Raw genomic sequence first — 25,207 nt, 5'->3', positions numbered from 1 at the left:
TAGCATAACTGGTAGAACCATTATAGTAGTTATTCAACAAAAATCAATTAATAATTACCCCAAAACCAATTACCAGGAGCCTCAAAATCTTCACTATAGAAAAACTCATTAAGTAAGATATTTAATTCATCTTTTGTCAGATAGCCATCTTGATTTAAGTCTAATTTTCCAAAAGTCTGATTAGCTTCTTGATCGGCAATTTTATAGATTTGATAAAATCGTTTAAATTCATCTAAACTGATCTTATCATCTTGAGAAAAGTCCATAGATTTTAAAGTAATATTAATCAAACCCTGTTTAATATAGTAAGCTTTAAACTCATCTAGCATTTGTTCTAAATACCATAACCATTCAGCTTGAGTGATTTTTCCATCGCCATTGCGATCAGACCAAACTTGCAAACGACTACTAAAACCAGTCCAGAAAAAATGCAGTTCTTCATATTCAGGAGATCCCAATTTCCAGCCTCTCAGGTTAGTAATTTCATTGATAGCTTGACTAAAATCTTCGGGACTTAGTACGCCGTCATGATTAAGGTCTAAAATGTCAAATAAATGGGTTAATTTTTTTTGTCTAAGTTGGCTAAGCATTATTAGTCTGATTTAGAGATAACATAGCTATTTTACCGCAATTTACCCTAAATACAAAAATCCTCCGTACTATAATAGCCGGAGGGATTTTAAACGTACAAAACGTTATGAGGGTTAGCCGTTATCGCCAAACATTTGATTTTTTAAAGCATCAAATTCAGCCAATAACTCTTTACGGTTAGAGGCTTTCCAGAGATAACGCCAGACAAACCAAGCAGTATAAGCTAATCCTACAATTTGTAAGATAGGAGCTAACAGAGGAATATCATCGATCGCTCCCAAAACGGCAACGATAATTTTGACACTAATAATCGCTAAAAGTAAGAGGCCCAGAGTGGTTAAGGGTTGTTTGTACTCACCAAAAAATTGTCCGATATATTCGGGGACTTTAGCGAGGATATCCACAACCGGAGTCAGCCATTCTTGCCAGGGTTGATCCCCAACAGAAGGCTTTGTCATAATTGTACCTGGGGCTTCATTACTCAAGTCTTTGGGCGTTGTTTGTTGTTGAACATTCGATTCCATCTTTGATCTATCCTTATCACAATCTAAGATTTGGAGGTTTTTTAGGGCGAGGAGACAATCAAACTATATATTAGTAGACTGTCTAGCTTCTGCCCATCTTATCAGACACCTTTGAGGCGTAGATCGTTTCAGTTAGGCAACTATATAACACTCCTATTCAAGTCTATAGCCCCAGGATGTCTCCTAGGGCCAGTTCAATCAAGTCTGGGGATTTAAGGACAATAACGTTACATTAGTTAATGAACGGACAGTAAAGCAGTTTCTTTTTCGGAGGCGGTTGCTTGAGGTTGGGGCAACTCCCCGCAATAAATCTCACAAGAATTATTAGGACTTTCGATTAATTTAACTTTTTCTAGTTGGGCCCCCAGGTTAGCAATGGGTTGTTGCAGTAGTTGGGCAATGTGTAGGGCAATATTTTCGGCCGTGGGAACCACTTGAACAAAATAGGGGATATCTTTGTTTAAGAAGCTGTGATCAAAGGGTTCTACTACATAATCGTTAACAATAGTTTGTAAGTCCTCTAAATCCACTAACATTCCGGTACGGGAGTCAATTTCGCCGCTTACGGAGACTTCTAAATGATAATTATGACCATGGCCGTTGATACGGGCGCATTTGCCATAAATTTCGCTGTTTTGTTCTAAACTGAGGTGAGGCAGGGCCAGACGATGGGCCGCACTAAAATGGGTTTGAATGGTTAAAGTAGCTTTCATGGCGTTTCCTTGATATTCGGCCCACATTTGGGGATGTTCAAATAGTTGAATCTTGACGAGGGGTAAATGGGGGACTAACCGTTGCCAAATTACTCTGGCAATGTTTTCCGTGGTGGGTAAAGTGGTTTGAAATTCTGCCCAAACGTCGTTAAGGTAAGCGTAGTCAAGTTGACTGGTTACTTCTTGTTTAATCACTTGTTTAACAGTAGAAAGGTTCTCTACCATTCCATATTGGTCTATTTCACCTAATAGGGAGACAAATAAGACATAATTGTGTCCATGACCAGGAAAACGACTATTAGCCCCAAATTTACGTTGATTTTCGGCTTCATCCCATTCCGGCAACCAATAGCGGTGACTCGCTGAGAACTGAGCGCGACGGTTTATGATACATTGCATAGCGACGGTTAAAAATTGGGTTTTGTAAAGTTAAGTAAACTCTACTTATTTCCAGGATAAACGGTTTCGAGGGATTTTTGTAAAACCCATGATCCTGAAAAAATTTTTTAGGTATGTTAAATCCTTCCGAAAAAATGGGCATAATCAGTAGTAGACAGGAAATCTTAAATAATTAATCTGTCCTAGGGCATTGATGTTAGACTTAATGAAAATTCAAGTCTTTTATTTTCTGGTTAGTTATTGTTATCAACAAAAATTATGATTGAAGTTTTTGGAGACTTTACCGAGCAATTTTCCTTACATCAGGGTTCCTTAGAATTGATTTTTTCTCCGAGTTCAATTGCTCTGAAAAAACGCTGGAGAAATAATAGATTATCAGCCTATTTTGTGGCGGATTATTTTTCATCTTTTATTCCGGTTGATGAGGACAATAATCAGGACAAAAAACGAATTAAAGAAAGTAAAGCAATTGTGAGTTATGTGGCTAATGAATTAATAGAAAATGCCATGCGTTATAATGATGTCAATAGCCAAGACAAAGTAAAATTTGGCATTTATTTTTTGGATTATCCTCAAACAACTGAGGAATTAACAGTGGTTATTATGACCATTAATCAAGTGAGTCAATCAGACATAAAAAATCTCAAAAATTCGATTAATGAAGTCCTAGAATCAGATCCAGATGAATTATATCTTACTAGGATTGAAAAAAGTCTAGAAAATAAACATTCTGGTAGATCAGGACTAGGTTTTCTGACCATGATTAATGATTATTCTGCTAAACTAGGTTGGAAATTTGAGAGAGAATCAAACAATTCTGATCTTATTTTTGTAACTATTATGGCAACAATCAAAATTTAGCGAGATCTCTAACAATTATCAATTAAGGAGAATTTAAAAAGATGAAAGAAAAAGAAATTAAAGGTGAAGATTACAGAATTTTTTATGATTCTGAGGGAACAATTATTAACTTTCAAGGTGATTTAAGTTTAGAGGGGGCCAAAGAATACGAACCGATCATTGAGTTATTAGAAAATGTGGTAAGTAACGCCCCTTCACAGATAACTTTAGATCTGAAAGAATTAGCTTTTTTAAATAGTTCTGGCATCAGTATGTTGTCAAAATTTGTACTAAGTTTTAGAAATAATAACCAGATTCAATTAGTGATTTTAGGTTCGGATGAAATGCCCTGGCAAAAAAAATCTTTGAAAAATTTGAAGAAATTGTTACCTAATTTAACCTTAGAAATTAATTAAGTTATTGCCGCTTAATTATTAACAAAGTAAGATCATCAAACACCCGTTGTTCTCCAATATGATTATGGACATCTTTAATCACTTTCTGTTGTATTTCTTGGGCGGAAAATCTCCAATTTTGCTGAATTATATCACACAATCTATCTAGTCCATAATGAGTTTTATTGATATCTCTTGCTTCCGTAATTCCATCGGTATAGAGAACCACTCCATCCCCAGAATTTAACTCAATTGTAACCTGAGCGATAAAATTAGTAATGTCTTGATCTAACCCAATAGGAAGACCTAAATCTATGGTATCAATAAGTTCAATTTCGCCGGAGGCCCGTACCACAATGGCCTCCTCATGTTGTCCACTTAAACTGATTATTCCTTGGGAATAATTAAGAATACAAAGGGTAAGATTTTTGTCTGAGTTCATACGCTTTAAATTTTTATAAATTACACGGTTAAGGGTAGCTAAAAAGGTAACAGCATCGATTTTTTGCAATTCTTTAAGAGTCCTTACTGCTGTTTGAGTCATCACCATCAAAAGACCACTTTCTAACCCATGACCCGTTACATCTCCAATACCAATTGTTACCATATCATCAGTATAAAGAACATCATAATAGTCTCCGCCTACTTCTGCTGCTGGTTCCATAAATCCGGCAATTTCTAACCCTTGAATTGCTGCGAGTTCTTCCGGTTTAGGGAGAATTAATTGCTGTATTTGACGGGCCACATCTAATTCCGCCCCAATACGAATATTTTCTGCTTTCAATTGTTCATTAAGTAAGCTAATTTCTTCGTTTGCTAGTCCTAATTGTTTTGTGCGTTCCTTGACCTTTGCCTCTAATTTTTCTTGTAAGTCTTTGCGGTCTGTAATTTCAGTTTGAATCGCTAAGTATTGAAATACTTCGTCTAATTCATCCAGAAAAGGAACAATAGTTGTATCAACCCAATAATAGGTTCCTGTTTTCGTTTTATTTTTAATTTCTCCTCGCCAAATATCTCCACTGGTAATGGTTTCCCAGAGATCATGATAAAATTTCACCCCATGATAATTAGAGTTAACTAGATGATAGGTATTACCTAATAATTCTTCTTGGGAATAACCGGAAATTTCACAGAATTTATCATTAACATAGGTTATCATACCCGTGAGATCGGCAATACTGACAATAGAAGATTGATCTAAAGCATATTTAATATCAGATAATTGTTTTAGAGAATTTTGCAAACTTTTAGCATAGTCGCTGACGGTTGTTACCATGCGATTAAAAGCCAAGGCCAACATTCCGATTTCATTGCGATCGCGGACTGATATATTAACTTCATATTCTCCTTTTTGAACCATTTTAACCCCTTGAATTAGCAAGTTTAAATCCTCAGAAATACTGCCAACTAAAACATAAGTGATTAAGCTAATGCCGATAAATAGTAAAGCAATTACAGCAACTTGTTTAAGAGTTGCTATCAAAATTTGATGTTCAATTAATTGCCAAGATAAACCGACGTGAACTTGACCACTAACCCCTGCTAAAATGGAAGATTGAATATCAATTACTCTGCCCAAACCAGCAATATCTAGATTCTGAATTAAGGGAGTTTCTGTCAATTCTTCTGCTAGAAGATTAACCGTTGAGAGATTATGATTGGCAAAAATTTCGGGAATAGTCGGTACAAAAGTATGAGAAATTATTTCTCCTTGATCATCTTCAACAAAGACATAAGCAATGCCATTAATTGCTAGATAATCATCAATAGATGCTTGAATTGTTTCATAGGGACTATTAAAGATAAGATGACTACTAGAACGAGCAATAGATTGAGTGAGGGCCATTCCCTTATTCTTATATTCTGCTACCAAATAGGTATTAAGATTCCACACTGAAAATAGGGAAGTTAAAACGGCAATAATTGCAAAAAGGATCACTGCTGCTATCAGGGCTTTTTTTAGTAACTTTGACATCTTCATCGTCATTTTGACCACTGTTTCCAGCTAAGAATTGGGACAAAGTGATTGTCTTTAACAGTCATATAATAAATTTTATGTAATCCTTGATGAGATTTAGCATTAAACTCAACAGGAACATCTAAACCTAAATCCAAATTATGAATATTTTTAACTGTTGTTTTTAAGTTTTCTCGATTAGATAAATCAGGTAAATTTTGCAGAATTTCAACTAATAATTTAGCATTCAAAAATCCCTCAAAACTCACAAAACTATAAGGGAGAGTTTGATAGGGTTCAGTCACTAAGTTTGGTGGTGGCTTTTGTTGATAAGCATCCATGAGACGGCGATATTCTTTAACTGCTGGCAAAGCAATATTGTCATAACTGGGAACTACTTGAGAATTAATCAGATTTTGGGTATAGTCTATGCCTGTACTTCGAGAAGTTTTTAAGAGCAAATTAAGTAAACTTTCGCTACCGACAAAAGAAACATTAGCAATAGGAACATCCCAATTAGCATTTCTAGCATCTCGAATAAAACCCGCACAAGCTTGATAGCTACCAATGGAAATAATCGCGTCAGGTTCAGTTTTTCTTAAAATGTCTACGTGGGCTTGAAAACTGCTACTATATTCTGTTCCTCTGCGATAAGTAGCCTCCCCAACAATATTAAATCCCTCAGCTTTTAGTTTACGTTTCACCCCATCCCAACCACTGCGCCCATAGGCATCAATTTGATAAAAAACAGCAATTTTTTTACGACCAATTTTTAGAAAATTTTCGACTAACCCCGCCGTTTCTTCTCGATAAGATGGCCTCAAATTAAAGACAAATTCATTGTAAGGCGGTTGGCGATGGGGTTGGGCCCCGGTAAAGGGAAAAAAGAGAAAAATCGGCTTATTTTGATACTTGATAAACAAGGGTAAAACTCTTGTTACTGTTGGGGTTCCCACATAATCAAACAAGAGAAAGACTTGATCTTTTTCAATGAGACGAGTAGTATTTAGGATAGCAGGTAGGGGATTATAGCCGTCATCATAGCCTTGAATGACAATGGGACGGCCCTTGATGCCTCCAGCACGATTAATATAGTCAAAATAAGCCATTGAACCTTGATAAAGTTCGATTCCTAGGCTACGAGATGCTCCGGTAAAAGCCGCCGACATTCCAATTTTAATCGGTTGGGGTTCTGCATAAATTAATTGCGGGGATTTGGCATAGACTAATCTGGGATGAATGAGGAGACAGATACAAAGTAAAACGGCAAAAACAACTAAGAATTTGCTAATTAATTTCATCGCAGTGGCAACAGAGTCTCTTTTTGATATTTTACATTTCATTCATATAACCAGAGGATTTGTCAAGTAAACTTAATAAAAAAATGCAAAAATTAACTGCTAGCTTAATCCTTGTGATTGGGAATACTATAGGAAAGAGTCCCACTGAGTTTATGCTTAAGGCTGAACCGAGGAAAACAGACTAACTTGACTAGACTAGACTCCAAAAGTGGGAAAATTAAGGCTACCGCTTATTATCATTGGATAATTGACAATTGATAATTATCCATTATCCATTATCCATTGTTGAACGTTGGCACTCATGAAATCTTTGAGAAAATCCTTACCCTTGATGTTTAAATTAGTAGGGGGTATTTCTACTCTATTATTGTCTCTGGGAGCTTGCATGACTTCCGCGTCGGCCGCAGAGCAATTAATCTTACAAATTGGCCCACTGCGTCATAAAATTAAGGTTGAAGATATAGAAAAGTTTGCTAATACGGGAGAGTTATCTGCTGAACTAAAACCATACAGCTTTTTATTGACCCCTCAAGTTAAGGACATTTTAGAAAAAAGCTTTACTATTGATCCCCTGATCGCTGAACAGTTTTTGAACGATCTGTTTAAAAGTGATGATGGAGAAAGACTATTAAATCAAATTACTGCTGTTTTACCGAATAGTAACCCAGAGGAGCTAAAAGGGGCTTTAAAATTACTCTTAAGACAAACAAGTAAATTGAGTGTTGTTAATCTTTTGCGGGTTTATCCTCAAGAAACTGTCACCATTGATCTCTCAAAAGCCGCTAGTTTGGGCATTCAATTAAATGCGTCTTTTTTACAAAGTCAATTAATTGCCCCTCAGTTAGAAAAAGCTCTAAAAACAACCAATTCTACCCCCATTGTCCCTCGTTTTGACCCCACGGCCCCAGGACAAGAAACGGTGTTGATGGAAACCTTAGTTTTGAATGATCGCAGCCGCGATCGCCAAATTCCCCTTGATATTTACTATGCTAAAAAGACTAAAGGGCCATTAGTTGTGATGTCCCACGGGTTTGCTGCCGATCGCCGTTTTTTACGATATTTGGCCCGTCATTTAGCTTCCTATGGCATCACGGTGGTGTCTGTCGAACATCCTGGAAGTGATATTAATGCTTTAATTAAAACCGCCACTGGCCTGAAGTTTAGTCAAATTTTACCCCCGGCGGAGTTTGTGGATCGCCCTCAAGATATTAGTTTTGTTTTGACTCAATTAACCACTTTAACGCAACAAAAGGGGCAATTTAAGGGGAAATTTAATACCGAACAAGTGAGCATGATCGGTCATTCTTTTGGGGGTTATACGGCCTTAGCTTTAGGAGGGGCAACCTTAGATTTGAAAGCTTTGCGTCGTTTTTGCCAGGAAAATGAACCCCTAGGGCGATCGCCCGCAGATTGGTTACAATGTGCGGCGGGGGAACTGCCCTATAGTGAACGAAAGTTTAAAGATCATCGTATTAAACAAATTATTGTCTTTAATCCCATTATTGGGGAGTTATTTGGTAATCACTTATCTGAGATTAACATTCCTACCCTGATGTTATCTGCTTCTGAGGATGGCATTACCCCCACCATTCCCCATCAATTAAAACCCTTTCAACAACTGTCTGGGGAAAAGTATCTTCTGGTAGCGGTGGGGGCCACTCACATGAGTGTGACGGATATTAGTAATGGGAATAGTGCTATGGGACAAAATACCCTAGTCAGAGAAGTGATGGGAATTAAGGCGGAACCCTTGCGTCAGGTGGCGAGAGGGGTGAGTTTGGCCTTTATTCAACAGTTGACCCCCCAAGGGCCTGATTATCAGGGGTTTTTGACCGGGACTTATATTGAGTCTTGGTCTGAGAAAAACCTCAAGTTCCGCTTTGGGACTCAATTACCCTCAAGTTTAGATACTTGGCTCAATGTATTAAACCTAGGCCATCAAAAACCCTCTTTAATGCCTTTTAAACCCGATTTCTCCTCATTACCCATCGTTAACTTCCAACATTATTTTGTGGATGCACGACAGCAATTACTGAAACCTGAATCTAGTACGGAAAAACTCAATGAGTTGTTTACGGGATTACTTCATACTCACACGGGACAATTTGATCGATGGAGTTAAGACAAAAAAAAATAGAGAGCAGGAACCATACCTACTCTCCAGGGCAGAAAAGGGAAAGAATCATCGATACTAACGTATCTTTCCCTCAAGATTGGCCTATTCTTGGACGGGAGGACGTTCGCCAGGAGCAAGATCAGGACCCCCAATACTTCCAGCAATACCAGTTTGAAACTGAGTAAGAACTTTAGGAGCTTCAACTCTGGCGGCGTTGTCCGGTTTCAATGTGAAGATCACATTACGGGTTGAGGCATCTTTAGGATCTTGAGAGATAAAGATGACTCGTTGTCCGTTAGCCGTCCCGACAAGACTAGCTTCACCGATTTGAGCAACTTGCTCAGGGGTGATTAGGCCATAGGCGTAGGAGAGATTGGTTAAACGCGCACTGACAGCTTGACAGCGGCTTTCGGGAGTGTAAGCACCCTTGGGATTATCAGAACTCAAGGTGGCTGACCAGTTGATCAAAGCAGTGGGGCTTTCATACATCACTTCTTCGCTGTAAACAGGATAGTGATCAGGATCAACGGTTTGTTCTACCATTCTGGCTGTGGTGGCATAAGTGCCATCTGCCTGAGCTTCACAAGCAAACACCATTTTCTGTTGAACATGGGGAGTAACGGCTCGGTTACTATTCCAATCAACAGGACTAGGAGATCCTTCTGTTACCATGTTGGTTTCAGGATACTTAAAGTGTTGGGCTTGGGCTTCGGAAATAGCACCGAGTACACCAACAGCAGCCAACGCACCTACAGCAATAACCTTAGCGTAATTGTTAACCATTTTGACCTCCAAAGAGTGTAAGAAGCAGTGTTTTAATAGCAACTGCTATATTTTTTTTAGTCGCCCTTAGCTAATTAGCTTAGGGTCTTCGATACTGCCTCACACCACACATTTTAGGTCGCTAAATTGTTTCTCTCTGCCTAGCGCCTTACTTCTCATAATAATTATTCTGGCTCTTGAGTTTTGTTCAAAACTAACAATCTTAGCATTATTTTACAATTGGATTTTTTTACGGGATTTTGTTAAAAACAATTACGAAATATAACTAAATATTTTATCTTAAATTATGACAATTATAGAAAAATTTAAGACTAAATTTATAATCAATCCTAATCTGAGATCTTTTCTCAGAAAACACGATAAAATTGAACTATTCCGTTGGTAATAGAGAAGACGATGAATACTACACAAGAGACGTTAGAAGTCTATCAGGGACAATTCGGACAATTTACCATTACCCCAGAAGATCGCAGGGGAGTGAAGATTTATCGAGGGGGTTTATTATTAGCGGCCTTAAGCTTTGCTGTAGGCAGTGGACTGATTCTCTGGCAGGGAGCAACTTCCCTCACCTTAAGTTTACTAACACCGTTATTTGGCCTATTTTGTCTAGGTCTTGCCATTAGTTTAATCACGATTCATATTTATTTAATTCCCCTTCATAGACTGTTACAATTCTGTTGGGGAATTGGGGTCATTTCAGCGGTGATCATCGCTGGAAACAGTCAAGAACCCTTGGCTGTGACAGTATATCATCAACCTCTTACCCTATTGGGGATGGGCTTTATGTTTGTGGCCTTAACAGGGATTTATTTTAAAGAGGCATTTTGTTTTAATCGTCTCGAAACCAAACTATTAACCCCCTTGGTTCCCTTCCTTTTACTGGGCCATTTAAGCGGAGTTTTGCCCTTACTGGTAGAACAGATATTATTGGGAAGTTGGGCCGGCTTATTTATGATTTTTGCCTTAAGAAAAGTTCCTCAAGAGATTCCCTCTGATATTGGGGATAAATCGGTCTTTACCTATCTTAAGCAACAGCGTTCTGTCTCAGTTTCTTAATCTCGCAAAAATGCCTTTGTCCCAATTTTTCCGCTTGTAGGGGCGCAAGCATTGCGCCCTCTGGCTTGCTTTTCTATTTTTGCTTATTTTTGACTAATTCTTCCCCTTCCTTCTTGAATGACTTTTCTTTCTCCATAAGCGAGTAATTTTTCTAAGGTTTCCAGACGATTTTCCCAGACTTGAACTTGATAAGGCTGAAGGCGTTTTTGTTGATTCATCCAGTTAGGAAACTGTCGCTGAAATTGACTTAAAATGCGTCTAGCAGTGGCCAAATTTTGGGGAGAAGGTTGAGAGGCTAATTGCCCTAAAGCCTGGGATAATTGCCTTTCTTGTTGACTCCAATCATTAAGATTAGCTTTAGGGATCATTAATTGCTGTTGACTTAACAAAAACCCCCATTCTTTTTGTAGGGCTTGATAACGGCCATAAGCAGCTTGAAATGGTTGACGATAGGGCAATGGTTGGGGAGTTTGAGGAGGTTGAGAACGACTTAACAAAGTTTGTAGAGAAGGGGTTAAATTTTCCGTAGCAAACAGAGAAAATCCCCCAATCGGCATATTACGAACTAATTGTAATTGATCGATAGTTACTGGGTCAGGAACCTTCAATAAACGGAGTCCAGGAATAATCAAAGAAGACTTTGGCAAACTATCATCAAAAGCGGCTTGAGTCCGTTCTTCTAAATTCCCCGTATCGAGAGCATAAGTCATTAACACAATCATATCGATCCAGCCTTGACTCATCCATTCTTCCCAATTTTGTTGAAGACGAAATAGGCGATCATTTCTTTCAATAGGAAACACAGAAGCAGAAAGAATTAAATCAGGTTTTTTCTCCTTAAGACGACGGGAAACTGTCGAGACAAAACTATCAATTTGACGAATCCGAAACCCTGTCCACTGATTCCATAAAGGGTGTCCTGGAGAAATTTCAATCGGGTCAACCCCGGTCATATCTTTAAACAAATAACGGGAGGATTTACTATAACCAAAAGTTTGATTAACTTGGGGTTGTTGAAAAGGATAACGAATATAATCAAATTGAATACCATCTACATCATAATTGGTGGCAATTTCTTCGACTAAAGCCAATAAATATTGTTGAACTTTGGGGTTAGCAGGATCTAAAAACGCTTTTTTAAATTGAGGCCCTTTATCAAAATAATTACCATCTTGGTCAGTAATTCCCCAATCAGGGTTTTGGGAAAGAACCGGCCCTAAATAATCGGCCGGTTGTCCTAAAACTTGATTATGACCTTGATTAGCCGCCGCAAATAACCACACCCAAGCATGAATTTCTATGTTTCTTTCATGGGCTAATTTAATCGCCACTCTAAGGGGGTCCCAACCTTTGGTTAAGGGATTTTGTTCTGGGGCGACACGACTAGGATAAATAGGGTAACTAGCGTTAACAGTTTCAATAAAAACTGTATTAATTCCCGCCTCAGCCATACGGTCAAAAATTACCGCTAAATCTGCTTCTGAACGGGTTTTAACAATGGTACCCCGATCTAACCACATGGCCCTAACTTCCGGCTGCATAAATTGATGCTCTGCGGGGTAGCTATCCCAGAGACTGCGACGAGCTTTTAACCATAGTTGCCGAGCTTGATCATACTGTTGTTGATTGACCAGTTGTTGAAAGGCTTTTAAGCTTTGTTTGGCTTCGTTTAAGACTTGTTGAGACTCATGGAGAGAGGCATTAAGATGAGGTTGAGCCGCATTTTTTAACTGCTCTGAGGGCAGGGCAACCATCGGAACAGAATTAGCTTGGGCGGTGAGGAGAGTGCTTTCAAAGCGGGCAATCAGGTTTTGGAGTTCTTGACTCATGGCCTGAGCTTGTTGGGAAGAAATGCCGGAAATAGGAGGAGATAAGACAGGATAATCAGAAGATTGGAGAGTGCGATCGCTTCTTAAGTTTGGGGAGGGAAGGGAGGAGTCAGGGAGGGGAGTAACTGGGGTTTGGGGGGGAGTTTCGGGTTTGGGGATATATTCGGGAGGTAAGATAGGAAAAGGTTCTCTAGGGGTAGTGGCGTTGGCATCACAGGCGGGAATATCAACGGAATTAACAACTACTAATTGATTATTGGCATTAATTCCATAACGGTTTAAGGCGGTTTTCAGCCAGGTAGTATCAAAGGCGGCGGAGGTAACGCCATCAACTCCCCAACGCCAACCCAAAAAGATGCTATTGTCATTCACCACCACACCAGGGGGTTTGCCTTCTGTGAGCCAAACTGCTGCGGGTTGAGCGTTGATGTCACTGGGAATAATAACCCCACCGATAAAGGTAGCACTGAGGTTAGCGGGGTTGAGGAACGATAATTGAGCCGTTTCTTGTAATTTGAGGGTTGAAGGACTAGAGTTAATATAACCCCAGTAGGCTCCTAATAGCGATCGCAGTTGGGTTTTGACTTCTGATTCTGCTAGGTTTCCGGTGGGGCCGCTGACAACAACTCGGCCACCTTGTTTCATCCAATCTTCTAAAGCTGCGACTTGAAGGCCGGTAATTTGTTCAACGTTGGGTAAAAATAAGACTTTAATATCTTTGAGATCCTGGGATTTTTCCCAGTTTTGGGATTCAATGAGACAAAATTGGATACCTGTGGCTAGGAGACGATTACGAATTGATGGCCATTGTTGGCTGTTTTCAGGGCTTTTGACGACTCCTACTCTACCTAAGAGGGCTTGCGCGGGAGCCATTAGCAGGGTGAAGGGAATTAAGGATGATAAGAGTCCTAATAGGGGTTTTAAAGGAGATCTTAGGATTTTTTTCTTTTTTATGTTTATTTCCTGCCACTTTGTCTTCCTCAACACAACAATCTCTCCTTATTTCTGATTTGTCAGGATTTCCCAAATTTTGATTATTCTATCTTAAATATGGGAATCTTAGGGTCGGAGCGGACAATTGTTAGCTTCAATTGCTTAAAATTGATAAAGCTTAGAATGTTTAATTAACAGCAAATTCAGTATAAGCCCTAATTTTAGGGGGATGAAACCCTAAGACAATATCTTCTTTAGGAATACCTTCTTCCATTAAATCTAAGGCAATACCATCTTCTGAACTATCCCTCTGAATCCAAATTTTGTTATTAATAATATCAAGATGAATTATACAAGCATGAACCCTGACATTATTTTCCCATCCCGATGTTATAATCAAGTAGCGATTCTCATCTTTACTAATAATTAATTCCGCTTTTAAGTCCCCATAATGATAAGGAATAGCTGCATAGTCTTCTAATACTTTTTGAATAATATTACGATAATTAGTTAATTTATCCATGTCAAAATAATCTCCTGATTTTCATCAAATATCAATAGTTTTAGTTTGTTTTTCTGAACAATTAATTGACCAATAGGTTCAGCAAAAATATCTTCTGATGTATCTTTACGAATAGCTAAATATAGTAAGCGTTCAGGTTCTTTTTCTTCTAAAATATCACGATAAAGTATATATTGTCCTAATGCTTTTTCTAATTCAGTCGCTTGAGAAAGTCCAATAAAGCTTTTAATTTCAACTGCAATTTTTCGTTCTCCTTTTTCAGCAGCAATTAATTGTTTTGCCCCTAAATCTACAAAAAATTCTCGTTTTCCCCAGGTTAATTTTAAGGGATCATCGGTAATTATCCAGCCATCTTTTATCAAAGCTTTTATAACACTATGGTGATAAATGTCTTTTGCTGGCATAATTGATAGTAATCACCTCAACAACATCAATGTAGGGTGGGCAATGCCCACATTAGGCTTTTCATACGGCTTCTATTTTAATTATAGACCAACTTGGTGAATTATTCAGGTTAATTAGATCAGAATTTTGATAATTATTTTTTTATAATAGGTAAACCTAACCAGTTACTTAATTCCTGATCTAACCAATCTAATTCAGGATCAGATAACTTTAATGTATATTCTTGATGACCAGACCAAATTGCTAAGGAAGCAGGAACTTCTATTTGATCCCCATCAGAGTCTCTTTTATAAGTTTTTTCAGTTCTTTCTAAACGATGAATTTCTCGGCGAGGAGACGGTTTAGGATGAGCATATTTAAAGCCAAATAATTTATAAGTCTGTCTAATTTGTTTTTGATCAATTAATAAATCAATTTGCCCCCATATCGAAAATAAAACGCCGCCAATCATGGAAATTCCTACACCCCAAAAGGGTAAAGAAAATAAAGCTGCCACGATATTAAAAGGAAAGGGAGAAGAAATGGCTCCTAATGTCCAAAAAAGGATAAAACTATTCCAAGCAATTCCAAATAAAATGATGGCAATTAAAGAAGGATGAAAGCCTATTGATGGAATAGTAACCTGAAATTTTTCTTCACTTTTTTTGAGAATCACGAGACTTCCTGGAGGTTGGTTAATAGCTTGAATGATATTTACTAAAATTGGGGAATTTAAAGCTGCTAAAGCTTGTTTTGCCGAGGTAAAACGACGATCTAAACTGGGTTCAACCAGTTTTTTGATCCAACTCAAAAACGGCGGACTAATTTGATTGGTAATTCCCTCAAATTGGATTCTTCCTTCTTGAGTTGGTAAATCGGCGGGATGAATATTTATTAATAGAAATATTAAGGTTGCTCCTAAACTATAAAGATCAGAAGCTGGAAGGGTTCTTCTACCAAATTGTTCGGGAGGCATATAACCATAAGTTCCCACAATTGTTAAGGTTTCATCCTGTTGAGCAGCGACGGTTTGCACTGCTCCAAAATCAACTAAATAAACTTGTCCAATATGATTACCTGAACGATCATTTAAGAGAAGATTACTCGGTTTAATATCTCTATGAATAATAGGAGGATTATAACTATGTAAATAGTCAAGAATTTCTAAAATTTCTTGTGCTAATTGTTTGATTTCTGCTTCTGTAAATTGTCTTCCTGATGTAACTTTTTCAGCTAAAGATTGAGCATCAATATAGGTTTGAACTAAGGCAAAACCTTTTTTGTCGGAAAATTCAACATCAAAATAATCCAAATATTTAGGAATAGCAGGATGATTGATTTTTTGCAATACTGATGCTTCTCTCTCAAATAAAGTTAAATTTTTCCAGTCAAATTCTTCATTAAAGAATAACAATTTAATAACGACGTATTCTTGATTAGTTATATCTTGGGCTAAAAAAGTTTTTCGCCCTATATTTTTGCCTAACTGTTCTTTAATTTGATAACGAGAGTTTAAGATTTGATCAATCATCGAAAATTTGGGTAGAAACCCCGTCCTTATAGGACGGCTTTATATTTTTTATGATATAGTTGAACTGCCGAAAAGCGAAAACTAAGCAGTAGGCAATGCACCTTGAAAACTAGGGTTAGGGGGTTCTGTACAGAAATGCTTGTACAGGTAAAAACCTTAAGCAACAAGTACAAAAAGCTTAAGCTGAAACCGTACCGATGGGCTATCGGGATCGGATCTCTGAAATGGGATAAAAGTCTGTGGACTCTGTGTAAGACGGTACATGGTTTTTAACTGTGGAATGCAACGGTGAATGAATCAGAAACCTAAATCGTGAGGTTTAGGAATCACCGCCCTTTTAGGGCGCGTGAGGATGTCAAGATCCCATGTCCCATCACTTATCAAACTTTTAATAATAACTGGTAACAGATAAATTATGTAGGGGTCAATGGCCGTTGACCCCCAGGGTTTTAACCCTCCTTATAAGCGTCCATTCCTTCACAAGAACAAACTAAATTTCTGTCCCCGTAAGCATTATCAATACGTCCCACAACAGGCCAGAATTTATATTCTTTAGTCCAAGGGGCCGGATAAGCTGCTTTTTCACGAGAATAAGGGTGATCCCACTCATCACAAATGACTGTTTGTGCGGTATGGGGCGCATTTTTTAAGGGGTTATTTTCGGGATCAATTTCACCATTAGCGATCGCATCTGCTTCATGATAAATTGTAATCATCGCCTCACAAAAACGGTCTAATTCGTCAAGATCTTCGCTTTCTGTAGGTTCGATCATCATGGTACCAATAACAGGCCAGGAAACCGTAGGAGCATGAAACCCAAAGTCCATCAAACGCTTAGCAATATCATCAACTTCTACCCCGGCCCGTTTTTTGAGGGGACGCAAATCAATGATACATTCATGAGCCACACAATTAGATGATCCTTTGAACAAAATAGGATAATAATCACCTAAACGATGAGCCATATAATTTGCGTTAAGGATAGCAATTTTTGTCGCCTCAGTTAGCCCTTCCGTCCCCATCATAGCGATGTACATCCAAGAAATGACTAAGATGCTGGCACTACCCCAAGGGGCGGCGGAAATTGCCCCAATTGATGAATCTGGTTTACCATTGTTATGATAGGGGTTATTGTATTTTTCCACTTCAGTACTGGGTAAGAAGGGGATAAGATGAGATTTAACCCCAATAGGCCCCATACCTGGGCCACCCCCACCATGCGGGATACAGAAGGTTTTATGTAGGTTAAGATGGCAAACATCGGCCCCAAAGTCTGCGGGACGACATAACCCCACTTGAGCATTCATATTCGCACCATCCATATAGACTTGTCCACCGTAACGATGAATGATGTCACAAATTTCAATTATTCCTTCTTCAAATACCCCATGAGTTGAAGGATATGTTACCATCAATGCCCCTAAGTTTTGGGCGTGTTTTTCTGCTTTTTTGGCTAAATCTGCAATATCAATATTGCCATCATGATCACACTTAACAGAAACGACTTTCATGCCGCACATAACAGCACTTGCGGGGTTTGTACCGTGTGCGGATTCGGGAATTAAACAAATATTGCGGTTAATTTCTCCTCGACTTTCATGGTATTGACGGATGACTTGTAACCCTGCATATTCACCCTGAGAACCCGCATTAGGTTGTAAAGAAATGCCATCAAATCCTGTTATTTCGCCCAACCAATCTTCTAACTGTTGAAACAGCATTTGATAGCCTTCCGTTTGAGATAAGGGGGCGAAGGGATGAAGTTTACCAAATTCGGGCCAAGTTACGGGCATCATTTCTGCTGCTGCATTTAACTTCATAGTACATGATCCTAACGGAATCATAGAAGTATTTAAGGCAAGATCTTTGCTTTCTAACTGATGTAAATATCTCAGTAATTCGCTTTCGGAATGATGACAGTTAAAAACGGGATCAGTTAAATAAGCTGTGCTACGCTTAAAGAAGATAGGAAAGTCAAATTTAACTTGATTAGCAATTTCTTCAAAGCTAAAAGGTAAATTATCTTTTGCGGCAAAAATTTGCCATAATTCAATCACATCATGGACTGTAGTAGTTTCATCTAAGCTAATAGTGATGATGCCTTCATCGAATAAGCGTAAGTTGATTTTACGAGTTTCGGCTGCTTTAATAACTGCTTTAGCACTAGCATCACCTACCCCAATTTTTACCGTATCAAAGAAGGGTTCATCATTAACACTATAGTTGAGTTTCTGTAATCCTGTCGCTAAAATTACCGTTAATTGATGTATTCTTTGAGCAATATTTTTAATGCCTTCTGGGCCATGATAAACCCCATACATTCCGGCAATAACTGCTAATAAAACCTGGGCGGTACAAATATTACTGGTGGCTTTTTCGCGGCGTATATGTTGTTCTCTGGTTTGTAGTGCTAACCTTAAAGCAGGTTTCCCTTGGGCATCTTTAGACACCCCAACTATACGCCCTGGTATTTGCCGTTTATAGGCTTCTCCCGTAGCAAAATAGGCTGCATGAGGGCCACCATATCCCAAGGGTACACCGAAGCGTTGCGTGCTTCCTACGGCAATATCAGCCCCAAATTCACCAGGGGGTGTGAGTAAGGCTAAACTTAAGATATCAGCCGCAACGGTAACTAATGCGCCTTTATCATGGGCAGTTTGGATAAAGCTACGATAGTCATAAACTGTGCCATCAGTAGCAGGATATTGTAATAATGCGCCAAATATCTCTGTATCGAACTCAAAGAAGCGATGATCTCCGATAATAATCTCAATTCCTAATGGATACGCCCGCGTTTTAAGAACTTCGATGGTTTGGGGGTGACAATGACGGGAAACAAAGAAGGCATGAGCATTTTTGTTCTTACATAGACCATAACTCATGGTCATGGCTTCTGCTGCGGCTGTCCCTTCATCTAACAAGGAAGCGTTAGCAATTTCGAGTCCGGTTAATTCTACTATCATTGTTTGATAGTTTAGGAGAGCTTCTAGCCTTCCTTGGGCAATTTCGGCTTGATATGGGGTATAAGCGGTATACCAGCCCGGATTCTCTAATATATTACGTTGAATAACGGGGGGGGTGATACAGTCTGCATAACCCATGCCGATATAAGAGCGAAATATCTGATTTTTGGAGGCAATTGATTTTAATTGGGCTAATGCAGCGTATTCGCTCTGTGCTGCTGGTAAATTCAGGGGTTTACTGAGGCGAATGGCTTGGGGTACAGTGGCATCAATGAGTTGGTTTAGGGTAGAAAATCCTAAGACTTTAAGCATTGTCTCAATTTCTTCGTTATTGGGGCCTATGTGTCGCTTAACGAAGCTATCTGTAGGAGCGAGTATTTTTTCGAGAGTAGCAGGTTTATTATCGTTTATTTTACTTTGATTCGTGGCAATGTCCAGATTAGGCATATCGGTTATTAGGGTTTTGCTATTTATGGTGTTACGTCCTCTTGACAAGTTATTGTAATCTCTTGTAACAATACTTTGCAATATGGGGGATTGGATGACTGTATCTACATTAATTCATGACCGAATATGATTTATACATACAAAACTATGACTAAATAGCCTTGAGATATATACAGTAAATAGGATTATAGCAGTTTGATATAGATAATATATACAAAACTATGATTTACACATACAAAACTATGACTGAATAGCCTTGAGATATATACAATGAGCATTACAGCCACAGCAGTTTTACATATAGAAAAAGTGGTCAGAAATTTGCAAAAAAAAGTATTGATAAACGATAAAAAGTATTGATAAACGATTATCATATACTGGAATAATGAATAACTCTTTATTGTATAACCCTCATGCGGGTGAAATTTTAAAGCATGAATTTCTAGAAGAATTAAACATTAGGGATGATGACTTAGCAAAATCGATTAATGTTTCTCCTGTAACCATTACAGAAATTATTAATGGTAAGATTCCGATAACTGCTGATATTGACTTACGTTTGTGTCAATATTTTCAATTATCAGAAGGTTATTTTTTGAGATTACAAAATGCCTATGATTTGATGGAAGCTAAAAGAATGTTAGGGGATACTTTAACTCAGATTATCCCTTTAGCAGATTAATGTAGGGTGAGCAATATAAATTTATGACAGTATGATATTAACAGTTGATTTGTATTGCCCACCTTAAGCTGAAAAGCATGGAAAAAAGAAAAGACAAGAGATCACAATGGTTAATACAATAAATTTTCGCCACATAATTGATATTTACTCCAATAATTAACTAATTTTTAATAGTAACGTGAATAAGACTAAGCAAATACTAATATTTTAGTGTGATCATTGTATCTTGTCCACCCTACGAAATTTTGGTAATCACTAAAAATGTAACATGATAAGTAACTTCAATCCCATCTAAATTACTATGATTATTCCAGTAATTTATCAATTGTTTCATCTCAGGAATTGACAATTTTTGATTATTCAAATTAAGTCCTGCCCCAATGACTTTAATACTTCTAAAAAATTCACTTGCATTTTTATAACTTATGGTAATTTCATCTTCATAAAAATAGGTTTGAATATTGTCTATTGGTAAGTTTTGTATTAATTGTTTACTATTAGGTAATTGATTTCTGGTAAAGGGTAAATTTAACGCATCACAAGCATTTTTCCACTCAGGAAAACAGCGATCATTAGGAAAAGCAACTAATAATATTCCCCCAGGTTTCAGCGTTTTAATTAGACGGTTAAAACTATTAATAATATCCTGAAACCATTGGACTGTAAAACTACTAATAATTGCAGCATAACTATTATTATCTATGTCTAATTTCTCTCCATCTATTTCTTTAAATTTAATTAATTCTTTTTCTGTATCAGAAATTTGTAGATTTTCTTGACAGTAGTTTAACATTTCTAAGGATATATCAATAATATCTAGAAAGCGGTTAGGAAACTGTTTAATTAGTCCTTGAGTAACAAAACCTGTTCCACATCCAATCTCTAAAATTGACCCGTCAGGAATCAAATTATTAAGGGTTCTGAGGATATTTAATAGCTTATCTGCACATTCTTTTTGTACTTGAGAATGTTCTAAATAATGACTGACTCCTTTACTAAAATTATCAGCAATTTTTTCTTTTTTACAAGATGATATTATTTCAAGTGTTGCCATGATTTTCTGTTTCTCCTAATGCTTGATTAATAATGGGTAAACAATACTTCATATCCGTAAATGGTAAGGTATGACCAACACCTTCGATTTCATAATATTGACTATTTTTAGTTAATTTTTTAGCAAATTTTTGGGCATGAAATGGGGAAAGAATACGATCTTTTGTGCCTTGAATTATATAAATTTCTGGAACATTTTTGAGGATTTCTCGATTAATTTGAGATGAGTCTAAAGACACTAAATCTTGAGATAATTTATCCCAATGAATAATTGAATGATTATTGGGAATATAAGATAAGGGATAATAACATTTTTTCTGAAATGCTTCTAATACTTTTTGGGGATTTTTTGTGAATTCATTAATCATTAATTCTAGGGCATATTTTGAGCGTTTCTTTTGTTTTTCAGGATATGGATGAAAATAATCAAAACTACTAAAAAGTATCAGTAAATCTGTTGTTTTTAATTGTTCTTGAGGACATAAATGTAAACCATAGGAATGAGCAAAAATAATCTTATTACTCTGATTATTATCAAATCTTTGTAGAATTTCATCCCCGAAATATCCCCGATCAAAAACTTTAAATGTATAGTTATTCGATAAAATTTCCTGCCAATTATTCCAGCAGTTTTTATCAAAACCCCAACCATGATAAGCAATAATTTCTCCTTTAATGTTCATGCCATTTTTTGAGTATGTCAATAAGATAATTAATCTGTTCCTTTGTATGTTGACTTGATAAAACTAAGCGAATTCTAGAAGTATTTGGGGGAACAGTTGGGGGTCGAATTGCCGTAGCTAAGATCTTATATTTCTCTAAATATTGTGATAATTTTAATGCTTTAGTTTCATCTCCAATAATTACTGGGATAATAGGAGAATCTGAATTAATGACTTGATAGCCTAATTTTCTAAGGTTATTTTGTAAATAATTAACCTGTTGTCTTAGATAACTTCTTTCTTTGTCTAAGGTGGGAATTAAATCTAGGGCTGCATTAATTGCCCCAATAATTGCTGGTGGTAAAGCCGTGGTATAAATGAAACCTGGACAACAATTAATTAGATAATTACACATCTGTTTAGAAGCAGTAATAAAGGCCCCAAAAGAACCAAATGCTTTGCCAAATGTACCGATACTAATATCAATTCCAGACTTATAAGCAGTTAGTCCCATTCCTTGCTCTCCCATGATACCTAAAGCATGGGCATCATCCAAATAAAGCAGTGTGTTATATTTTTGAGATAAGTTAATCAAACCATCAACATCACTTTGATCTCCCTCCATACTAAATACTGTCTCAGTGGCGATTAAAATGCGATTGTAGCCTTGAGAAATGCCTTTTTTAAGTAATGTGTCCAAATGACCTAAATCATTGTGTTTATAGCGCGTCCAACGGGCCCCACTGAGGAGAATTCCCTGTAAGATACTATTATGACTAAGGCGATCGCATAGAACTAAGGACTTTTTATCAACCAATGCAGGTATGATAGTAGAATTGGCTTGAAATCCTGTGTTAAAAAGTAGGGCTGCTTCTTTACCACAAAGTTTGGCTAATTTTTCTTCTAACTGTTGATGAATGTCATAAGTTCCCACGACTAAACGAGAAGCTGTCGCCCCTGTTCCATATCGGTTAAGATATTCTTGGCCCCCTTTAATTAAAGCAGGATGCTTAGAAAGTCCTAAGTAATCATTAGAGCTAAAATTAAGTAAAGTTTGACCATTTTTAACAACAGAAACCGCATTTTGTGGTATCAAACTTTGTAATGTTCTCAGATGACCCATTTTCGCTCTTTCTGTGAGCGCATCATCAATAAATGCGAGTTTGTTGCTGTTGTCAACGGAACAAGTCATAGAACATTAATGGTTAGTTGTTGTTGGTGTAGAGACGTTGTATACCAACGTCTCTACTACATTGGTATATTTTGATCTTCTAAGCTTCTTTGGTTTTCGGTTTATAAGTTGAGGCAACCTGCAGTTCTTTTAGCTGTTTAGCTTCAACAGAAGCGGGTGCTTCTGTGAGTAAACAACTCGCTTGCTGAGTCTTGGGAAAGGCTATGACATCACGGATAGAGTCTTCTCCTGCTAATAACATAACCAACCGATCTAAACCGTAGGCAATTCCTCCATGGGGCGGCGTTCCATATTCAAAAGCTTCTAATAAAAAGCCAAATTTATTGTAAGCTTCCTCCCTAGATAAACCAATGGTAGAAAACACTTTTTCTTGGATATCTTTTTGATAAATCCGCAGACTTCCGCCCCCTACTTCTACCCCATTGTAGACTAAATCATAAGCCTGGGCCCTGGCAGTTGTTAAATCATCTAAATCTGCTAAATTGGGGGCGGTAAAGGGATGATGAAGGGCTTCAAAACGTTTTTCATCTGCATTCCATTCAAACATAGGAAACTCAGTGATCCAAAGTAAGTTAATTTTATCAGGATCAATTAAGTTCATTTTCTGTCCCACGACTAATCTTAGGCGAGATAAAGACTTATTAACTATGTCCGTATCTCCGGCCCCAAATAGTAAAAGATGACCAGATTTTGCCCCTGTTCTCATCAACAATTCTGCTGTTTGTTCCTCGGTCAAATTATCTTTGATCGCCCCAATTGTCTCGATTTTATTGTTGTCTTTAACCCGAATATAAGCGATACCTTTAGCCCCGGCATCTGTTGCTTCTTTGAATAAGTCTCCTCCTGGTTTAATGAGAACATTGGAAATTGCATCATTACCATTAGGAATTGGTAAAACTTTCACCTTACCGCCACTTTGTACCGCCCCAGAAAACACTTTAAAGCCGCTATCTTTGACGATATCAGAAACATCAACTAATTCTAATCCGAACCTTGTATCTGGGCGGTCATTTCCATATTTTTCCATCGAATCTTGATAAGTAAGACGAGGAAAAGGACGAGGTAAATCAATATTTTTGACTGTTTTAAAGATATGACAAACTAATCCTTCATTGAGTTCTAAGATTTCATCCTCAGACATGAAACTCATTTCCATGTCTAATTGGGTAAATTCTGGCTGTCTGTCGGCCCGTAAGTCTTCGTCCCGGAAACATCGCGCAATTTGATAATAACGATCACACCCCGAAACCATTAATAATTGCTTAAATAATTGAGGTGACTGAGGCAAGGCGTACCATTGTCCAGGGTTAACACGAGAAGGTACTAAATAATCTCTTGCACCTTCTGGAGTTGAACGAGTCAGAATAGGGGTTTCTATCTCTATAAACTCCTGTTCATCTTCCAGATAACGACGCATTGCTTTGACCACAGCATGGCGTAATTGTAAGTTTTTGGCCATGCGATCGCGTCTTAAATCTAAATAGCGATATTTAAGCCGTGTTTCTTCCTTAACTAACTCTGCTTCTAAACTAGAAATTACAAAAGGTAGTTGTTTATTTACCCCATTAAGTAACTCAATAGACTCAGCGTATATTTCCACTTCTCCCGTAGCAATTTTCTGGTTAAGGGACTCTGGGGGACGCATACTCACCCGTCCGATAATTTTAACCACATATTCATTCCGCAACGTCTCAGCGATGGGGTAAGATGTAGGAGTACGTTGAGGATCGCTGACGATCTGCACAATTCCCGTGCGATCGCGCAAGTCAATGAAGATCACCCCTCCGTGATCCCGTCGGCGATCAACCCAGCCAAATAGGGTGACAGTTTCCTTAATATCCGTTGCCTTTAAGTCGTTACAATAATGGGTTCGCATCTGAATTTTATCTAAATTGTTATTGTCCTAGGTAGTGCATTATATCTCGTTACGGTTGGTAAAATTGAGACGTAATCCCCATTGTCTCATATTTTTGTAATCCATAACTGTGTCATGTCTTACGAGATGTTATTTTTAAGATTAAGTTAATATTTTCGCTAATATTTTTTCAGTGATTAATATTTATTTTATGGATAAATCATTAATCTATAACGTAATATTGCAAATATTAGGATTATAGTTCATCCCTTAAACCTATGACCTAACTCTTGACTTCTATGAAACACACTATTCAACCGTTTAATCCTGACAAACTCTATGATATTGTTGTCAGTGCTTGTTTTTCCATTAAAGCAAAATCTAGGGAAGAAGCACAGCAAAAACTTGACGCATTGTTAAGTGAAATTGATGCTAATAACTGGGAATTTGAAAAAATAAATGAGGTGGAAAATTAGTG

Annotated in this window: 21 protein-coding genes; 6 read left to right on the top strand and 15 right to left on the bottom strand. The window is 37.5% G+C overall.

What is annotated here, in order from left to right; genetic code table 11:
- Positions 1-47: 47 nt before the first annotated feature.
- The 3 genes from VB691_RS08200 to VB691_RS08190 form a co-directional block, all read right to left on the bottom strand.
- Positions 48-590: an EF-hand domain-containing protein gene (locus tag VB691_RS08200; protein WP_323290984.1), complete on the bottom strand. Its 543-nt coding sequence runs from the start codon at positions 588-590 to the stop codon at positions 48-50.
- Positions 591-704: 114 nt separating this feature from the next.
- Positions 705-1,115 (bottom strand): CAAD domain-containing protein, encoded by a 411-nt coding sequence (locus VB691_RS08195; protein WP_323290983.1) that lies wholly within the window; start codon positions 1,113-1,115, stop codon positions 705-707.
- 236 nt (positions 1,116-1,351) lie between these two features.
- Positions 1,352-2,227: a 6-carboxytetrahydropterin synthase gene (locus VB691_RS08190; protein WP_323290982.1), complete on the bottom strand. Its 876-nt coding sequence runs from the start codon at positions 2,225-2,227 to the stop codon at positions 1,352-1,354.
- Between the two features lie 258 nt (positions 2,228-2,485).
- On the opposite strand from VB691_RS08190, the gene VB691_RS08185 reads away from it, so the two are divergent.
- A complete protein-coding gene (locus VB691_RS08185; protein WP_323290981.1) occupies positions 2,486-3,088 on the top strand; it encodes a DUF6272 family protein in 603 nt (200 codons plus the stop codon).
- Between the two features lie 41 nt (positions 3,089-3,129).
- A complete protein-coding gene (locus VB691_RS08180) occupies positions 3,130-3,483 on the top strand; it encodes a slr1659 superfamily regulator (RefSeq protein ID WP_323290980.1) in 354 nt (117 codons plus the stop codon).
- Between the two features lies 1 nt (position 3,484).
- Here the strand turns inward: VB691_RS08180 and VB691_RS08175 are convergent, their stop codons facing one another.
- Positions 3,485-5,437 (bottom strand): SpoIIE family protein phosphatase, encoded by a 1,953-nt coding sequence (locus tag VB691_RS08175; protein ID WP_323290979.1) that lies wholly within the window; start codon positions 5,435-5,437, stop codon positions 3,485-3,487.
- 8 nt (positions 5,438-5,445) lie between these two features.
- Positions 5,446-6,720 (bottom strand): ABC transporter substrate-binding protein, encoded by a 1,275-nt coding sequence (locus VB691_RS08170; protein ID WP_323290978.1) that lies wholly within the window; start codon positions 6,718-6,720, stop codon positions 5,446-5,448.
- Positions 6,721-7,021: 301 nt separating this feature from the next.
- Between VB691_RS08170 and VB691_RS08165 the strand changes: the two genes are divergently transcribed.
- Positions 7,022-8,842, top strand: a complete 1,821-nt coding sequence (locus VB691_RS08165; RefSeq protein ID WP_323290977.1) for an alpha/beta hydrolase — start codon at positions 7,022-7,024, stop codon at positions 8,840-8,842.
- A gap of 96 nt (positions 8,843-8,938) precedes the next feature.
- Here the strand turns inward: VB691_RS08165 and VB691_RS08160 are convergent, their stop codons facing one another.
- A complete protein-coding gene (locus VB691_RS08160; protein ID WP_323290976.1) occupies positions 8,939-9,619 on the bottom strand; it encodes a COP23 domain-containing protein in 681 nt (226 codons plus the stop codon).
- Positions 9,620-10,015: 396 nt separating this feature from the next.
- Here VB691_RS08160 and VB691_RS08155 point away from each other — a divergent pair, with 396 nt between their 5' ends.
- Positions 10,016-10,675, top strand: coding sequence for a DUF2301 domain-containing membrane protein (locus VB691_RS08155; protein WP_323290975.1), 660 nt, complete (start codon positions 10,016-10,018; stop codon positions 10,673-10,675).
- A gap of 83 nt (positions 10,676-10,758) precedes the next feature.
- Here VB691_RS08155 and VB691_RS08150 read toward each other — a convergent pair whose 3' ends face one another.
- The 5 genes from VB691_RS08150 to gcvP form a co-directional block, all read right to left on the bottom strand.
- Positions 10,759-13,377, bottom strand: a complete 2,619-nt coding sequence (locus tag VB691_RS08150; RefSeq protein ID WP_323290974.1) for a family 10 glycosylhydrolase — start codon at positions 13,375-13,377, stop codon at positions 10,759-10,761.
- 247 nt (positions 13,378-13,624) lie between these two features.
- On the bottom strand, positions 13,625-13,960 hold the full coding sequence (locus tag VB691_RS08145; protein ID WP_323290973.1) for a XisI protein: 336 nt from the start codon (positions 13,958-13,960) through the stop codon (positions 13,625-13,627).
- On the bottom strand, positions 13,948-14,364 hold the full coding sequence (locus VB691_RS08140; protein WP_323290972.1) for a XisH family protein: 417 nt from the start codon (positions 14,362-14,364) through the stop codon (positions 13,948-13,950). The genes VB691_RS08145 and VB691_RS08140 overlap by 13 nt, the downstream gene beginning before the upstream one ends.
- A 134-nt stretch (positions 14,365-14,498) precedes the next feature.
- Complete coding sequence (locus tag VB691_RS08135; RefSeq protein ID WP_323290971.1) at positions 14,499-15,875, bottom strand: serine/threonine-protein kinase; 1,377 nt, start codon at positions 15,873-15,875, stop codon at positions 14,499-14,501.
- Positions 15,876-16,324: 449 nt separating this feature from the next.
- Entirely contained in the window at positions 16,325-19,285 is a 2,961-nt protein-coding gene (gcvP, locus tag VB691_RS08130) for an aminomethyl-transferring glycine dehydrogenase (RefSeq protein WP_323290970.1), read from the bottom strand.
- 385 nt (positions 19,286-19,670) lie between these two features.
- On the opposite strand from gcvP, the gene VB691_RS08125 reads away from it, so the two are divergent.
- On the top strand, positions 19,671-19,967 hold the full coding sequence (locus tag VB691_RS08125; protein ID WP_323290969.1) for a HigA family addiction module antitoxin: 297 nt from the start codon (positions 19,671-19,673) through the stop codon (positions 19,965-19,967).
- A 235-nt stretch (positions 19,968-20,202) separates the two neighbouring features.
- Here VB691_RS08125 and VB691_RS08120 read toward each other — a convergent pair whose 3' ends face one another.
- From VB691_RS08120 to aspS, 4 genes are all read right to left on the bottom strand, one after another.
- Positions 20,203-21,021, bottom strand: a complete 819-nt coding sequence (locus VB691_RS08120; protein ID WP_323290968.1) for a methyltransferase domain-containing protein — start codon at positions 21,019-21,021, stop codon at positions 20,203-20,205.
- On the bottom strand, positions 21,008-21,703 hold the full coding sequence (locus VB691_RS08115) for an alpha/beta hydrolase (RefSeq protein WP_323290967.1): 696 nt from the start codon (positions 21,701-21,703) through the stop codon (positions 21,008-21,010). Before VB691_RS08115 ends, VB691_RS08120 begins: the two co-directional genes overlap by 14 nt.
- Positions 21,693-22,874: an 8-amino-7-oxononanoate synthase gene (gene bioF, locus VB691_RS08110; RefSeq protein ID WP_323290966.1), complete on the bottom strand. Its 1,182-nt coding sequence runs from the start codon at positions 22,872-22,874 to the stop codon at positions 21,693-21,695. Before bioF ends, VB691_RS08115 begins: the two co-directional genes overlap by 11 nt.
- Before the next feature lie 79 nt (positions 22,875-22,953).
- Entirely contained in the window at positions 22,954-24,750 is a 1,797-nt protein-coding gene (gene aspS / locus VB691_RS08105) for an aspartate--tRNA ligase (protein WP_323290965.1), read from the bottom strand.
- 278 nt (positions 24,751-25,028) lie between these two features.
- Between aspS and VB691_RS08100 the strand changes: the two genes are divergently transcribed.
- Positions 25,029-25,205: a hypothetical protein gene (locus VB691_RS08100; protein WP_323290964.1), complete on the top strand. Its 177-nt coding sequence runs from the start codon at positions 25,029-25,031 to the stop codon at positions 25,203-25,205.
- Positions 25,206-25,207 lie beyond the last annotated feature (2 nt).

Origin of the sequence: Crocosphaera sp. XPORK-15E (assembly GCF_034931425.1) — a bacterium.
Classification (GTDB): domain Bacteria; phylum Cyanobacteriota; class Cyanobacteriia; order Cyanobacteriales; family Microcystaceae; genus UHCC-0190.
Note: the sequence above shows the minus strand (reverse complement) of the source record. Positions and strands in the feature narration are given on the sequence as shown.

Bases quoted from the DNA above. Each gene is read 5' to 3' on its own strand.
- VB691_RS08145 (WP_323290973.1), bottom strand. From the start codon at position 13,960: ATGGATAAATTAACTAATTATCGTAATATTATTCAAAAAGTATTAGAA.
- VB691_RS08170 (WP_323290978.1), bottom strand. From the start codon at position 6,720: ATGAAATTAATTAGCAAATTCTTAGTTGTTTTTGCCGTTTTACTTTGT.
- VB691_RS08115 (WP_323290967.1), bottom strand. From the start codon at position 21,703: ATGAACATTAAAGGAGAAATTATTGCTTATCATGGTTGGGGTTTTGAT.
- VB691_RS08120 (WP_323290968.1), bottom strand. From the start codon at position 21,021: ATGGCAACACTTGAAATAATATCATCTTGTAAAAAAGAAAAAATTGCT.
- VB691_RS08135 (WP_323290971.1), bottom strand. From the start codon at position 15,875: ATGATTGATCAAATCTTAAACTCTCGTTATCAAATTAAAGAACAGTTA.
- VB691_RS08160 (WP_323290976.1), bottom strand. From the start codon at position 9,619: ATGGTTAACAATTACGCTAAGGTTATTGCTGTAGGTGCGTTGGCTGCT.
- aspS (WP_323290965.1), bottom strand. From the start codon at position 24,750: ATGCGAACCCATTATTGTAACGACTTAAAGGCAACGGATATTAAGGAA.
- VB691_RS08155 (WP_323290975.1), top strand. From the start codon at position 10,016: ATGAATACTACACAAGAGACGTTAGAAGTCTATCAGGGACAATTCGGA.
- VB691_RS08200 (WP_323290984.1), bottom strand. From the start codon at position 590: ATGCTTAGCCAACTTAGACAAAAAAAATTAACCCATTTATTTGACATT.
- VB691_RS08195 (WP_323290983.1), bottom strand. From the start codon at position 1,115: ATGGAATCGAATGTTCAACAACAAACAACGCCCAAAGACTTGAGTAAT.
- VB691_RS08190 (WP_323290982.1), bottom strand. From the start codon at position 2,227: ATGCAATGTATCATAAACCGTCGCGCTCAGTTCTCAGCGAGTCACCGC.
- VB691_RS08150 (WP_323290974.1), bottom strand. From the start codon at position 13,377: ATGGCTCCCGCGCAAGCCCTCTTAGGTAGAGTAGGAGTCGTCAAAAGC.
- VB691_RS08140 (WP_323290972.1), bottom strand. From the start codon at position 14,364: ATGCCAGCAAAAGACATTTATCACCATAGTGTTATAAAAGCTTTGATA.
- VB691_RS08185 (WP_323290981.1), top strand. From the start codon at position 2,486: ATGATTGAAGTTTTTGGAGACTTTACCGAGCAATTTTCCTTACATCAG.
- bioF (WP_323290966.1), bottom strand. From the start codon at position 22,874: ATGACTTGTTCCGTTGACAACAGCAACAAACTCGCATTTATTGATGAT.
- VB691_RS08165 (WP_323290977.1), top strand. From the start codon at position 7,022: ATGAAATCTTTGAGAAAATCCTTACCCTTGATGTTTAAATTAGTAGGG.
- VB691_RS08100 (WP_323290964.1), top strand. From the start codon at position 25,029: ATGAAACACACTATTCAACCGTTTAATCCTGACAAACTCTATGATATT.
- VB691_RS08180 (WP_323290980.1), top strand. From the start codon at position 3,130: ATGAAAGAAAAAGAAATTAAAGGTGAAGATTACAGAATTTTTTATGAT.
- VB691_RS08175 (WP_323290979.1), bottom strand. From the start codon at position 5,437: ATGTCAAAGTTACTAAAAAAAGCCCTGATAGCAGCAGTGATCCTTTTT.
- VB691_RS08125 (WP_323290969.1), top strand. From the start codon at position 19,671: ATGAATAACTCTTTATTGTATAACCCTCATGCGGGTGAAATTTTAAAG.
- gcvP (WP_323290970.1), bottom strand. From the start codon at position 19,285: ATGCCTAATCTGGACATTGCCACGAATCAAAGTAAAATAAACGATAAT.